Raw genomic sequence first — 14,929 nt, 5'->3', positions numbered from 1 at the left:
TATTCTATTCTTCTTTAATACTTTTATCAAGAATCATTGTTATTAATCTTGATATGCTTAAACCTTTACTTTTAGCACATTCTCTAATTTTCCTAATAACGCGAGAATTTGTGTAAAAATGCATACCTCTAGTTAAAGGTTCTTGTCCGGCAATTTCTAAACTTGAATCTATATAAACATCTTTAGATTCTTTTTCTTCTTTTTGTTCAGGTTTGTATTCAGTTTTATATTCAGAATTAGTTATTTTTACCGGTGATTCTTTAATTTCTTCTATTTTTGGTTCTCTTTTTTCTTCTTTCTTTTCTTCTCTTCTTTTATCTTTTATAAGATCGATTCTTGTTTGTTCGTAAGTTTCAGAATAAAAGAAGGGATCATTAGGGTCGATTAAGTTATTATCCTTATTCTTTTCGATTTTAACTTCTTTATCGTCTTCGTACTCAGGATCAACTTCTGTTAGATCATCATCTAAGTCAGCACTAAGATCAGTAAATCTTTTTTCCTTTTTCTTAGGTTTTTTATTATTCTCCATCTTGTTTACTTTCTCTCTCTTTCTTTTCTTTAATTGTTTCTCTAATTAGATTAATAATCTCTTTAGTTATTTCGATATATTCTTGTTGATACTTAGATTTTTGATTAATTAGAACAATTGGTAATTTTTCATAACCTACTGATGCTGAAGATTTAGTGGTAAATGAAACAATGTTTTTACTTAAAGGAATGTTCTTTTTATTTATTTTAGTTTTAACAATACTTAAGATATCGTTATGTAGTTTCGTTCTAACATTAACTTTAGTTGGTACCACTAATACCTTTAAATCTTCGTTTCTTTCTTTAAATGTTTCAATAGTATCAATAACTCTTAATAAACCTAATATAGAATATTGATCAGGTTCAAACGGAATAACAATAACATCAGATATGTGCATTGATACTGAAACTATTGTAGACATTGCTGGAGGAGTGTCTAAGAATACAAAGTCATAAGTTTCATCCAATTTCTCAATAATATTTTTTATTACTGATAATTTGTATTCTTTTCTAGCTACATCCATATCAACGAAACTTAGTTCATGATTAGAAGGAAGTATATCTATACCAGTAAATACATTTAATACACAGTCATCAATATCTTTTTCACCTCTAAAAATATCGATAAGAGTATTTTTTAATCTTTCAGGGTGTTGCCCGAATGTTGCAGACACATTACCTTGACCGTCAAGGTCTACAATTACAGATCTTGTTTTAGGAAAGAATTTAGAAAACACTGCGCATATATTGGTTGCTAATGTAGTCTTTAAAACTCCACCTTTATTATTAATGAATGATATGATCATAGTTTAATCGTTAATAATATTATAACAATATAATATTGATATTAAAATAATATTATTGTATGTATTAACCTTTATAAGTAAATAAAAATAACCTTATATGGTATTAATTGTTAAAAACAACAATATTTTTAATATTCAACGGTATTTTTAACAATATTTTATTAATATTAAAAAATATTATGAGTGGTATATATTCTTAATAATCTTCTTATATTTTCTTATATCTTTTCGTATAGTTTTAGTTAATAAATTTAATTACAAAACATATCAAGAAAATAATTAAGCTGTTTTATTTCGTTTTTAAAAACCTTTTAAAGGGCTGTAGCAATAGTATTATTTAATTATTTTGAGCTAGATTAGCTAAATGTTATCTTTTACTATTCAATTTTGTTTTTTAAAGTCATAGTTAATAATGTTTTAGGATTTATTTCTATAAATAGCTTTATTTTTAAGAGCTTATGTTTAAGTTTGTTTCGAGATAAGGTTATTTGTAATATTCAATAAAACTAATGATAATTTAGCAATATTTAATAATATTGTTTTAGTATTGTGACATTTCTATATTGTTCACTATATTTTAATAAATGTAATATTGTTTTAATATTGTCTATATTGAGCTTATATTTTGAGATTCTTAAATAATATTTAAATAATATTGTGCTACGTATATCAGTTTTAATATTGAATACATTATCCTGTTTTTGCTCTAATAATAGCTAATATCCGGTTTTTTATTACAATATTAAATTAATATTATAAATATATTATTATACACTAGCTTTAAGTGATCTTATTCTTTAATCAATAGTAAATCATTGGTCATTACTATTATCGGTCGCAATACATTTATATACGCCGTATATCGCTATATTTTAAGATTACCTATTAATGATTAATATTTATTACCTATAAATAACAATATTATTTTAATATTATTTAAATATTCCGTTCATATAAACCGCTTAATATTAATAAAATATCTATTTAGTATTTATTATTCGTATTCAATACTTAAATAATATTATGTTGTTTTAGGTCTTTTATAAACTATATCCATATTTAAGAATATTAATAATATTATTTAAATAATAAGCTTTAAATACTTACTAAACACTTAAAATAAAAACAATATTAAATTAATATTATTTGTTTATATTTACTTTTATATCTTGTCTATTGAGTATATTTTTATAATATTGTTTTAATATTACTTTTAATTCTATTGTTGATATTGATTATTATTCGTCTATTATCAGCTATTAATAAATAAACAATATTTTTTAATATTATCAAAATATCATTGTTTATTGACTACCAAACAAAACTAATAAGAAAAATACAATAATATTATTTTCATATTATTTTAATAAGACTAATATGTCTTAATATTAATCTTATTGATAAAGTTATTTAATAAACTATAAAAATAGTCGGGAATATTAATAATATTAATATAATATTGTTTTAGTATATCTCTTTTTTAACCGCTATACACATAATATTGATTTATAATAGCTACTTCAATTAATACTTTTCTTTTTATTTTTTAGTATTAAAATAATATTGTTTATAAATAAAGGGTTTTATAATAATATTTTTATAATATTATTGATATATAAAGGATTATTAAAATAATATTATGAACAATATTTTAATAATATTATTGTAGTATCGATACTTATTAATAATTTAATTGGACGACAATATTTTAATAATATTACTTTAATATTAAGACTTATTGTTAATTTTTAGAGAACAATATTTTTATAATATTGTTGTAATATTAAGGATTATTGGTTAATTTATTCATAATATTCTTATAATATTGTTTGAATATTGTGAATGCTATTGATAATTACTTAACGCTTTATTGCCGTAATACTTTAATAATATTGTTACCTTCGTATTATTCTTTATCCCATTAATAGATAAGCTCTTGTGTTTATCTTATAAAAATAACAATAGCCTTTTAATATTGTTATTTATCATATATTTATTGATATATTTCTGTATTATTTTTTAATATAGTTTTTTATAAAAAATGTTTTACTGTTTGTAATAGTCTTTTCTAATATTTTCTAAAAATTACGGTTAAATAAACAATATTTTTTTAATATTAAAAAACTATTATTAATAGTAATATTGTTATAATATTAAGCCTGTTTAACTAAAAAAACTATGCTTTATGCAAGTTTAATGACATAGGGTTAGATGGATTCATTCTGGCTTAGTGTTTGATCTGTAAGAAGTGTGTTTTGGTACTTTTAGGTAATAAAAACACCTTATAAAGTACCTAATTTACTTATTTTTTATTCAAAAACATTGATTTTAAAGGGTTTTAGGTGTGGAAAACTGCTGTTTTTAGTGTTTTTATTAAAAATTTAAAAAATGTCTGTTATAATTTTTAAGCTAACTATATTACATAGTAATATAGTTAAAAGTTATTATATTTTACTTATATATAATACTTGAATTTTTCAAAAAAAGCTAGTATAATTACATTAAAATATTTATATTTTAATGTAGCTAAAATAAGCAGAAAAAATAGTGGATTATCCACAGACTTATCCACAATTCGCAAAGCTAATAATAAAAATTTAAAAAGTAAAATATAAGAAATGAAATTCTTTACAAACAAAAATTCTTTTTTAGAGGCAATTAAGTTTTCAAGTAACTTTGCTTCAGACAACAACCTAGATCTTGTTTTAAAAAACTTGCTTATTAAAGTTAATAGCAAGGGTTGTAAGATTTACTCAAGTAATGGTCAGGTATCTTCTATCTACAAAATTGAGGATGACATTGATGTTGAAGAGGAAGGTGAATTTATTATCAATGCCAAAAAGTTATCTACCGTTATTCAATCGATTACTTCAGATACTGTAACTTTTGCTAAGCTAGATAATCAGTTAATTATCAAGTACGCTAAAACACAAACCTCATTAAGTCTAGAAGAGGATGTATCTTATCCGGACATTGAAATAGATGATTCTAAATTTAGCGTTATCGATATTGACAGTTTCTTATTCGCTAAGAGCATCAAGAAGGTGATGCACTCAACATCTATCCAAACCAACAAGAACTCAATAAGCGCAGCTATTAACTTCCAAAAAGATCCTGAAGATATGAATATATGAATTACAGGATCTGACACAATCAAACTATCTTCTTGTTATTACAAAGTTGGTAATACGGCTGATGCCCAAGAAACTAAATTCAATTTTTCAATTAACGCATCATCTCTTTCTTACGTGGCTTCATTCTTGAAAGAAAAAGATGAACTACTGTTGAAAATAAATAGCAAGAGTGATAAGGTTGTATTAACTAATGGCAGATTCGTTTTATACTTAAGAATTCAAAACGAACCATACCCTGAATTCAAGAGAATCTTAAATTCTGGTGAAACTTGCTGTAGCTTTGTTGTGGATAAAGATCTTATTAGTAACGAACTTCATTCATTAACTGGGGTATTATCTTTATCAGATCAAGGTAAGAATAACGTTGAAGCAAATTTCGAAATCACTAAAAACGTTTTAAAGATATCAACTAAGTCTTTAGATATTGCTTCATATAATTCAGAAATCGATATTAATCAGTTTCAAGGTGAAAGCATCGATATAAACATCAACCCTTTCTTCTTGAACGACCACATCAAATCATTTGAATCTAAAGATATAGTTTTTGAACTATTCTTACAACCTGCTATATCTGCTCATATACTTAAAGTTTATGAAAAAAATAATGAACAATTTAAACTTAAGTTTATACAGGTTTTAGCCCCTTCATCAACAAATTAAAATATGACATTATACGAATTGTTAGAAGTCAGCGAAAACGCAACATTAAGTGAGATAAAATCCTCTTACAAAAGATTAGCAAAAAAATACCATCCTGATATCAACAAAGACGGGCATGATAAATTTGTTCAAATAAACAATGCATACTCTATTCTTTCAGACGCTGAACAACGTGAAAAATACGACTTGATGTTAGAAAACGAAAATTCTAAGACTTTTGAATTTTCATCTGACGGTATTACTTACGAATATTCGGGTGCTGAAATATGACACGAGAATTTCACTAAAAATATTAGCTTAACTCAGCAATGAGATTTCAATCCTTCAAACTTTTATTACGAAGAGTATCAAAAATACAATAAGTTTGACAACATTTCGATTGACGGATTAGGTGCATTTTTAGATTACGATATATCTTGTTCTTTCTTTGAACTAGATAATAGCTTTAGTATTCCTAATAATCTTGTTACGAGATTGATGAATCGCCAAGATGTTATTAAGTACAACGTTACTAAAAACGAATTGATCGATTATCTAAAACATCGCTATGACTTCAGTTCATGATTAATCTTGAAAAAATACTTCAACATTGAAGCGATCATCGAAGTAACTCAAGATGAAATTAATAACCAACGTACTGTTAATATCCCGATCAAAATTAAAGTTATTAATAGAAACCGAAGTTATGAAATTTGACATGAAGAACTTAGAAACTATGCTTTCTTAGTTCCACCTAACACTAAGACAGGTGACGTATCAGAATTCTTTGGAAAAGGTAACGTTGCACTTGGATGACAAGGTGACTTAATTGTTCACTTCAAAGTTGTGCCTAGAGTTGAAAAACGATTAAAGATTTTCTCGAGTATTTTAAACAACGAAAAAACCAGTTTATGATTCTTAGTGCCTAGTGAAAATAACAAAAATCCTAACACCAAAATCTTTAATTACAAAACCTACCAGTTCAATAGTTAAGTTTGCCATATGGTATAATATAGCATATTATGAAAGGGTCTGGATTTAGGTAAAATTCACCTTTTTTATAATTTAAAAAATGGATAACTTTACTCACAAAATATAGATTACTTTTAATGATGATTTTCAATTAAAAGTAATATTCTTTTATTTTATGTGTAATATTTATGTGTTTTAGCTAGGAGATAGCAAAAAGTGAGCGACATAAAAAAAGACGAATATAGCTCTGAGAATATTACGATCCTTGAAGGATTAGAAGCTGTTCGAAAAAGACCTGGTATGTACATTGGTTCTACAGACCAGAAAGGTCTGCATCATATGATTTGAGAAATCATTGACAATGCTGTTGATGAAATGATGGCAGGCTTTGGTACAACCGTTAAACTTACATTGAAGGATAACTACTTAGTAGAAGTAGAAGATGATGGTCGTGGTATTCCGATCGACATTCACGAAAAGACAAGAAAATCTACAGTAGAAACCGTTTTAACAATTCTGCATGCCGGTGGTAAGTTTAATAGTGATTCTTACTCAATGTCAGGTGGTCTTCATGGGGTAGGTGCTTCTGTAGTTAATGCTTTAAGCTCTTCATTCAAAGTTTGAGTAAACCGTGAAAATAAAATTCATTTTATGGAATTTAAGGATGGTGGAATTCCATTAGATTCGCTTAAAGAAATTGGTTCAGATGATAAAAAACAAGGAACAAGAATTCAGTTTGTTCCTGATTTTAGCGTTATGGAACAATTCGAATTTGATGAAGTTGTAATATCTGACAGAATGCAACAATTAGCATTCTTAAATAAAGGTATTAAATTCATCTTTAATGATGAAAGATCAGATAAGAAAAATAACCAAGAATGATTATATGAAGGTGGAATCAAACAATACGTTGAGTATTTAAATGCATCTAAAGAGCCAATTATTCCTCAAATCATTTATGGAGAGCAAAAAACTAAGGTTACTTTACCTAAAAGAAATTTAGAAGTAACAATGTTATTAGAAGTAGCTTTTCAATACACAAATGGTTATTTCAATTCAACATATTCGTTCTGTAACAATATTCACACAAACCAAGGCGGCACCCACGAAGAAGGGTTTAGAAACGCTCTTTATAAAATCATTAATCGTTACGCTTTAGAAAAGAAATTTATCAAGGAAACTGATGGTAAGATTTCAAAAGAAGATATTGTCGAAGGTTTAACAGCAATTATCTCGATAAAACACTCAGAGCCGCAATACCAAGGTCAAACTAAAGATCGTTTAGGAAACACTGAAGTAAGAGAATTTACTAATACAGTAGTTTCCGAATTATTAGAAAGATTCTTTTTAGAAAATCCAGAAGAAGCATCAATAATAACATCTAAAGCAGTTTCGGCAATGTTTTCAAGAAAACGTTCAGAAGCAGCCTTAGAATCAGCTCGTAAATCTCCTTTTGAATCAGCTTCTTTACCAGGTAAGTTAGCTGACTGTACAACAAAGGATATGGAAATATCTGAACTATACATAGTCGAAGGGGATTCGGCTGGTGGTTCAGCTAAATCTGGTCGTGATCGTTTTTACCAAGCAATCTTACCACTTAGAGGTAAGGTTCTAAATGTTGAAAAAGCGAACCACGAAAAGATCTTTAAAAACGAAGAAATTAGAACATTAATTACAGCAATCGGTGCTGGTGTAAATCCCGAGTTTTCTCTTGAAAAAATTCGTTATAACAAAATCATCATAATGACCGATGCAGATGTCGATGGCGCTCACATTCGTATCTTGTTGTTAACATTCTTCTTCAGACACATGTATCCTTTAATTGAAAAAGGACACGTATATATCGCGCAACCTCCGTTGTACCGTATTAGTCAAGGTAAGAATAATAAATACATTTATTCGGACGCACAATTAGATCAATGAAAGAAAGAAAACCCGAATGCTCGTTATGAATTACAACGTTATAAAGGGCTTGGGGAAATGGATGATATTCAATTGTGAGAAACAACCATGGATCCTGAAAGAAGAACTTTATTAAAAGTTTCTATTAATGACGCTGCTAACGCTGATAAAACATTCTCATTACTTATGGGTGATGAAGTTTCGCCACGTCGTGATTTCATCGAGAAGAATGCTAAATTAGTTAAGAATATTGATTTTTAGAATTACTTAGGTTTAATCAATGAATCATAACGACAAAAATAATATAAAACAACTGTTAGATAAAACAGTAGTAAAAGAAGCATCAATAACCAAAGAACTTGAAACATCATTCATGGAATATGCCATGTCTGTTATTGTTTCCAGAGCTTTACCAGATTCTCGTGACGGATTAAAACCAGTTCACCGTAGAGTTTTATATGGGGCATACACTTCAGGTTTAACTCACGACAAACCGTATAGAAAATCAGCTCAAATCGTAGGGCATGTTATGGGGAAATATCACCCTCATGGTGACAGCGCTATTTATGAAACAATGGTTCGTATGGCGCAACCATTCTCATTGCGTTATATGCTAATTGACGGGCACGGTAACTTTGGTTCGATCGATGGTGATAGCGCAGCGGCTATGAGATATACTGAAGCTAGATTATCAAAAATATCAGCTGAAATGTTACGTAACATTGATAAGGAAACAGTTGATTTTGTTGATAACTATGACGCTTCAGAACAAGAACCGACAGTTTTACCTTCATTATTTCCAAACTTGTTAGCTAACGGTTCAAGCGGGATTGCTGTAGGGATGGCAACTAACATTCCGCCTCACAACTTAAGTGAATTAATTGGTGGGATTAAGTATTTATTAACGAATGAAGATGCAACTATTGAAGATCTTAAACAATTTGTTAAAGGACCAGATTTTCCAACAGCTGCTGAGATCTTAGGTGAAGCTGGAATTAATGAATACTTCAATACCGGTAGAGGTTCTGTTTCAGTTCGTGCTAAATCAGAAATAGAAGAATTATCAAATAATAAAAACAACATTATTATTACAGAAATTCCTTATATGGTTAATAAGGCAAATCTTATTAACAAGATTGCTGATTTAGTTAAAACTGAACAAATCCAAGGAATTGCAGATTTACGTGATGAATCTAACCGTGATGGTATTCGCATTGTTATTGAAACAAAACGTGATGTTATACCAGAAGTTTTATTAAATCAACTTTACAAATCTACACAATTACAAACAAACTTTTCGGTTGCAATGCTTGCTTTAGTTAATAACCAACCTAAGGTTCTTAATTTAAAAGAAGCATTACAAATTTACATTGATCATCAATTCGAAATTTTACTAAGAAAAACAAGCTACGAATTGAAAAAAGCGCAAGCTTCAGCTCATATTGTAGAAGGTTTAGTGATTGCTACTAACAATATTGACGATGTTATAGAAATTATTAAAAATGCTAAAGATAATGAAGATGCTAAGACAACTTTAATATCTAAGTATGAACTAAGTGAGTTACAAGCTAAAGCTATTCTTGATATGCGTTTAAGAAGTCTAAGTGGTCTTGAACGTGAAAACTTACAAAAAGAATTAGAGAAGTTACGAGAATTAATTAAAAATCTTGAAGAAATCTTACAAAGTAAAGAAAGAAGAATTCAGATTATTATTGAACAATTAGATGAAATTGATAACAAATTTGGTGACGAAAGAAGAACCAAGATTTGTTATGGTTTAAATTCAACTATTGACAATGAACAACTAATTCCGGTTGAAACTGTAGTTATTACTAGATCATCTAAAGGTTATCTAAAAAGAATACCGATAAGTGCTTATAAACTACAGCACCGTGGTGGTGTTGGTGTCAAAGGTATGAACACTTACGAGGACGATGACGTTGAATCATTAATCGTATGTTCAACTCACTCAGATTTATTATTCTTTACGAATTATGGTAAGGTTTATCGTATCAGAGCACATCAAGTTCCAGTAGGTTCTAGAACTTCTAAAGGAATTCCTGCGATTAACTTAATTAGCATTGAAAAAGATGAAAAACTAATGTCATTATTATCAACTAATGATTATGATAGTGGTTATTTCTTCTTCTCAACTAAAAAAGGTACAGTTAAAAGAGTTCAAGCTTCAGAATTCTCGCGTATTCAAAATAATGGGAAGATTGCTATCACTTTAACTGAAAATGATAGCTTATTTAAAGTAATTAAAACTTCAGGTGATGAAGAAATTTATTTAGGTGTTTCATCAGGATTATTAGTAAGATTTAAAGAAGATACTGTTAGATCAATGGGTCGAGCTGCTCAAGGTGTGATCGGGGTTAAATTCAAAGATCCTAAAGATGAAGTTATTGGTTTATCGTCATCTAATCAAGGTAATTTATTGCTTGCAGTTTGTGAAAACGGTGTTGGTAAGATGACTGATCGCCAAGAATACCGTATGACTAACAGAGGTTCAAAAGGTGTTATTACAATAAAAGTAACTCCTAAGACTGGTAATATAATCAATACACAATTAGTAAATGGTAATGAAGAATTATTAATGATCTCATCAACAGGTAAGATTGTAAGAGTTCCATTAGCAGAAGTTTCAGAACAAGGAAGAAACACTTCAGGCGTTAAATTAATTTCATTGAATGAAAAAGAAACTCTTCAATCTGTAGCAATCTTTGATGTTGAAGAAGATGAATCGCAAACACCAACTTCTAATCCATCTCAACAAGAAGAAAACAATTCATTAGATAACACTGAATCATCAAATACTAATGAAGAAAACAACGAACAAAACGATGGTTCTAATGAAGAATAAAAAAACTACAAAATAATAATTAGGTATTAAACATTATGCTAGACAAAAATCTCTTAAAAACTAACTCAAAGGAGATTAGAGAACAGCTTAAAAGCAGATCTTTTAATTTAGATTGATACGACGAATTCTTGCGTTTAGAAAAACAATTAAGTACATTACTTAAATCAATCGAAAAGATCAACGAACAAAAGAATTTAAACGCAAAAAAAGTAGCTACTGCAGAATCAGATTCTGAAAGAAAAAAACTAATTCAAGAAGGTGCAAACCTACGTGTTGAATTAGAAAAGAATGAAGCTAAATATAATGAAGTAAAAGAACAATTTGATTATATTTACGAAAGAATACCGAATTTACCAACTGATGATGTTCCGATTGGTAAAGATGAAAATGAAAATAAGGAAGTATATAAATCAAAAAAACCAACTGTTTTTGATTTCAAACCCTTAGCTCACTATGAGATAGCTACTAAATTAGATATTATCTCACTAGATGTAGCTGCTAAAATCACAGGATCTCGTTTTTCAATCTACAAAAAAGATGGCGCTAGATTAATGCGTGCAATTCAACAATTTTGTTTAGATGTTAATTCGGATAAATACGAAGAATACCTACCACCTGTAATTGTTAATAAAGATTCTTATTACGGCTCAGGACAATTCCCTAAATTTGTTGAAGATGTTTTTGAGTTAAAAGGTACTAATTATTATTTAGCATCAACAGCAGAAGTTCAATTAGTAAATCTTCACAGAAATGAAATTCTTAACGAAGCTGATTTACCTAAATATTACACTGCTTCTACTGCTTGTTTCAGATCTGAAGCTGGGAGTGCTGGTAAAGATACTAAAGGTTTGATTCGTCAACACCAATTCTATAAAACTGAATTAGTAAAAATAGTTCATCCTTCTAGCTCTAAACAAGAACATGAAGAAATGGCTCGTGATGCTGAAAAGATTTTAGAACTATTAGAATTACCTTATAGAAGAATTGTTTTATGTACTGGTGACATGGGTTTTAGCGCTGTTAAAACATATGATTTAGAGGTATGAATTCCTTCTGAAAATAAATATCGTGAAATCTCTTCTATATCTAATTGTGGTGATTTCCAAGCTCGTAGAGCTAATATTAAATTCAAAGATTCGATATCTAAAAAGAACCGTTATGTACACACGCTTAATGCTAGCGCATTAGCTCATGATCGCTTATTTGTTGCTATTGTTGAAAACTATCAACAAAAAGACGGGTCAATTAAGATTCCAAAAGCTTTATTAAAATATTTTGATAATAGAGAATATATAAAATAAAAAAAGATATAGTAAATAGATAGACATGAAAAACAAAGGGGTATTTATTGTTATTGAGGGAGTTGACGGCTCTGGTAAGAGTTCTTTTATAAAAAGAATGTCTGAAGAGTATTCTTCAATAGATTCTCAACCAATAATCTATTCACGTGAACCTGGAGGGTGTGAAGCATCTGAACCAATTCGTGAATTGATTATGAATCTATCAAATTCCGATCCATTAACAGAAGCGTTATTATTTAGTGCTTCTAGAAATGAACATATTAAAAAGAAAATTATCCCTGCACTTAACGAAAATAAGATCGTTATTTGCGATCGTTTTGTAATGTCATCTTGAATCTATCAAGGTCAAATAAAAGGTGCAGGTTATGAAAAAGTTAAAGAAATCAATAAAATTGTTGTTTATGGATTAGAACCTGATCTAACCCTAATATTTGATGTTGAACCTGAAATAGCATCTAAAAGAATATCTCAACGTAGCACAATGAATCACTTAGATACATATACGCAAGAACGAGTTCATAAAGTAAGAAATGCTTATTTAGATATTTACAAAAATAACCATAATATTAAAGTAATTAATGCTTCACTTGATTTAGATCAAGTTTATCAACAAGCTTTAAATATAATTACTTCTTTTGTTAAAAATCATGGATCTAACTAACAAATATACACCAGTTCTTTTATATGAAAATAAAGGGTGCTATTTAGAAAAATATCTACAACAATATTTGATTAATATTATTTGTTTAGAAGAAAATAAACCATGTAAAAAATGTAAATGATGTTTAAAAATCATTAATAATGGATACTATGATTTAATCAAGGTCTATCCTAAAAATAACATTATTAAAAAACAGGATGTTATAAATATCCAGAATAAATTTAGTGATACTGCTCTAGAAAATAGAGGATTAAAAATTTATATCATTAACCAAATAGAAAAAGCAAACAAAGAATCATTAAATTCTTTGCTTAAGTTTCTAGAAGAACCAAAAGACAATACCATAGGGATTTTAACTACCAGAAAGCCATACGGCATCTTAGATACAATTGTTAGTAGATGTGTTAGATATTCAACAAAAACTTATAACGAAAAAGTTCAATTTAAAAATAACTATAAACCTAAAGAACTAAAAATTATCAAATCAATTTTTTATAGTTATGATGATATTTTAGAATATGAATCTTTTAAAGATATTTATAAATTACTTGATTTAATAAATTTATTAGATATCAAAAACAAGAATTTTGATCATATAATGAAGATCAGAAATTTGTTCGAAAAATTGGATTATTACGAAATTAGTTTGATATTAAATTATTTAATATTTACCGGTGATTTTAATAAAAAAAATAAATTAATACCAATTTTAGATAACTTAAATTTAAATCTTTCTAAGAACGCAATTTTGTTAAGCATTCTTGATTAAATAGTGATGAAAAAATACGAGACAATATATGCATTAGCGACAGCACCATATAATAGCGCGATTCAAGTTATAAGAGTTTCAGGCCCTGATACATATGAAGTTATTAATAAGATTACAAACAAAGAAATAACCAAAGAAGGTTATAAAATTCAACATGCCAAGATTATAGATAGTAATCAAATTATTGATGATGTCTTATTAATGAAGTTTGTAGCTCCTAAAAGTTTTACAGGAGAAGATTCTATTGAAATAAACTGTCATGGTGGTATTTTTGTTGTTAACAAAATAATGGGATTGTTAAATAAACATGGATTGCACCTAGCTCAAAAAGGAGAATTTTCTAAAAGAAGTTATCTTAATAAAAAGATAGATCTAAATCAGGCAACAGCAATTCATGATTTAATTTTTTCTAAAAATTCATTAAGTCATTCAGCCAGTATTAATGCTTTAAGTGGATCATTTTCTAAAGATATAAAAAGTATTCAATTAGAGATTTTTAAATTAATAGGTTTAGTAGAAATAGCTATTGATTATCCTGAGTACGAAGATGAGAAAAAAGAATTAATTGAAGAATTTAGAAATTTAGAAAATATACGGCAAAAACTAACAAGAATAGTTAATAAATCTATTAATTTAAGAAAAAATTCTGAAGGTATAAATGTAGCGATAGTAGGCGAACCAAATGCAGGAAAATCTTCATTATTAAACGCTTTTTTAAAAGAACAAAAATCAATAGTAACAAATATCCCGGGTACAACCAGGGATGTAGTTGAAGGACAAATAATCTTAAACAATCAATTAATAATAAATCTTATTGATACAGCAGGAATCAGAAAAAGTAACGATAAAATAGAACAAATAGGAATAACTAAGAGTTATGAAATGATTGATAAATCTGATTTTGTGATTTATGTTTTGGATTTAAAAGATTATGAAAAGTACAACAAAACAGATATTTATAAGTATTTAATTAAAAACAAAAAAGAATTTGTTCTTGTTGGTAATAAGGCAGATCAATTTGATCCTACCCAATACACTGGTGAAGTAAAAATAAAAATAAGTGCTAAAAATGATGAAATAAGCGATTTAACCGATTATTTACAAGAAAAATGCTTAGCAATTTTTAATGATGAAAACAAACAGGACAGTATGTTTCAACAAGAATGACAAATTAATTTACTGCAAACAGCACTTTACAATATTAATTTAATATTAGAAGATAAAAGTCAGTTTCACGATATTGTGATTCAACACTTAAATGAAGCTAATAACGCATTATTAAAAGTATTATCTGAATACGAAGATTACAATTTGATTGATGAAATATTTAAAAACTTTTGTCTAGGTAAATAAT

The 14,929-nt window shown here is 27.7% G+C and carries 10 protein-coding genes; 8 read left to right on the top strand and 2 right to left on the bottom strand.

Features of this window, described 5'->3' with window-relative positions:
- Positions 1–4: 4 nt before the first annotated feature.
- A complete protein-coding gene (locus NMG77_RS03865) occupies positions 5–529 on the bottom strand; it encodes a hypothetical protein (protein ID WP_255045836.1) in 525 nt (174 codons plus the stop codon).
- Positions 519–1,334, bottom strand: coding sequence for a ParA family protein (locus NMG77_RS03860; RefSeq protein ID WP_255034659.1), 816 nt, complete (start codon positions 1,332–1,334; stop codon positions 519–521). The genes NMG77_RS03865 and NMG77_RS03860 overlap by 11 nt, the downstream gene beginning before the upstream one ends.
- 2,618 nt (positions 1,335–3,952) lie before the next feature.
- On the opposite strand from NMG77_RS03860, the gene NMG77_RS03855 reads away from it, so the two are divergent.
- The 8 genes from NMG77_RS03855 to mnmE all read left to right on the top strand — a co-directional run bounded on the left by NMG77_RS03855 (position 3,953) and on the right by mnmE (position 14,928).
- The gene (locus tag NMG77_RS03855; protein ID WP_255045835.1) at positions 3,953–5,128 is read left to right on the top strand and encodes a DNA polymerase III subunit beta; all 1,176 of its coding nucleotides are present in this window, start codon (positions 3,953–3,955) and stop codon (positions 5,126–5,128) included.
- Between the two features lie 3 nt (positions 5,129–5,131).
- Positions 5,132–6,100: a J domain-containing protein gene (locus tag NMG77_RS03850; protein WP_255034657.1), complete on the top strand. Its 969-nt coding sequence runs from the start codon at positions 5,132–5,134 to the stop codon at positions 6,098–6,100.
- A gap of 195 nt (positions 6,101–6,295) precedes the next feature.
- Entirely contained in the window at positions 6,296–8,242 is a 1,947-nt protein-coding gene (gene gyrB, locus NMG77_RS03845; RefSeq protein ID WP_255034656.1) for a DNA topoisomerase (ATP-hydrolyzing) subunit B, read from the top strand.
- 19 nt (positions 8,243–8,261) lie between these two features.
- Complete coding sequence (gene gyrA / locus NMG77_RS03840; protein ID WP_255034655.1) at positions 8,262–10,844, top strand: DNA topoisomerase (ATP-hydrolyzing) subunit A; 2,583 nt, start codon at positions 8,262–8,264, stop codon at positions 10,842–10,844.
- A gap of 35 nt (positions 10,845–10,879) precedes the next feature.
- Positions 10,880–12,145 carry a serine--tRNA ligase gene (gene serS / locus NMG77_RS03835; RefSeq protein WP_255045834.1) on the top strand — a complete coding sequence of 422 codons (1,266 nt, stop codon included), beginning with the start codon at positions 10,880–10,882 and terminating at the stop codon, positions 12,143–12,145.
- A gap of 25 nt (positions 12,146–12,170) precedes the next feature.
- Complete coding sequence (gene tmk / locus NMG77_RS03830) at positions 12,171–12,806, top strand: dTMP kinase (protein ID WP_255045833.1); 636 nt, start codon at positions 12,171–12,173, stop codon at positions 12,804–12,806.
- Positions 12,793–13,575, top strand: coding sequence for a DNA polymerase III subunit delta' (locus tag NMG77_RS03825; RefSeq protein WP_255034652.1), 783 nt, complete (start codon positions 12,793–12,795; stop codon positions 13,573–13,575). The genes tmk and NMG77_RS03825 overlap by 14 nt, the downstream gene beginning before the upstream one ends.
- A 6-nt stretch (positions 13,576–13,581) precedes the next feature.
- Entirely contained in the window at positions 13,582–14,928 is a 1,347-nt protein-coding gene (gene mnmE / locus NMG77_RS03820) for a tRNA uridine-5-carboxymethylaminomethyl(34) synthesis GTPase MnmE (RefSeq protein ID WP_255045832.1), read from the top strand.
- Position 14,929: the final 1 nt, after the last annotated feature.

It is taken from the genome of Mycoplasma bradburyae (genome assembly GCF_024339025.1).
In the GTDB taxonomy this organism is placed as follows: domain Bacteria; phylum Bacillota_I; class Bacilli_A; order Mycoplasmatales; family Mycoplasmoidaceae; genus Mycoplasmoides; species Mycoplasmoides bradburyae.
Note: the sequence above shows the minus strand (reverse complement) of the source record. Positions and strands in the feature narration are given on the sequence as shown.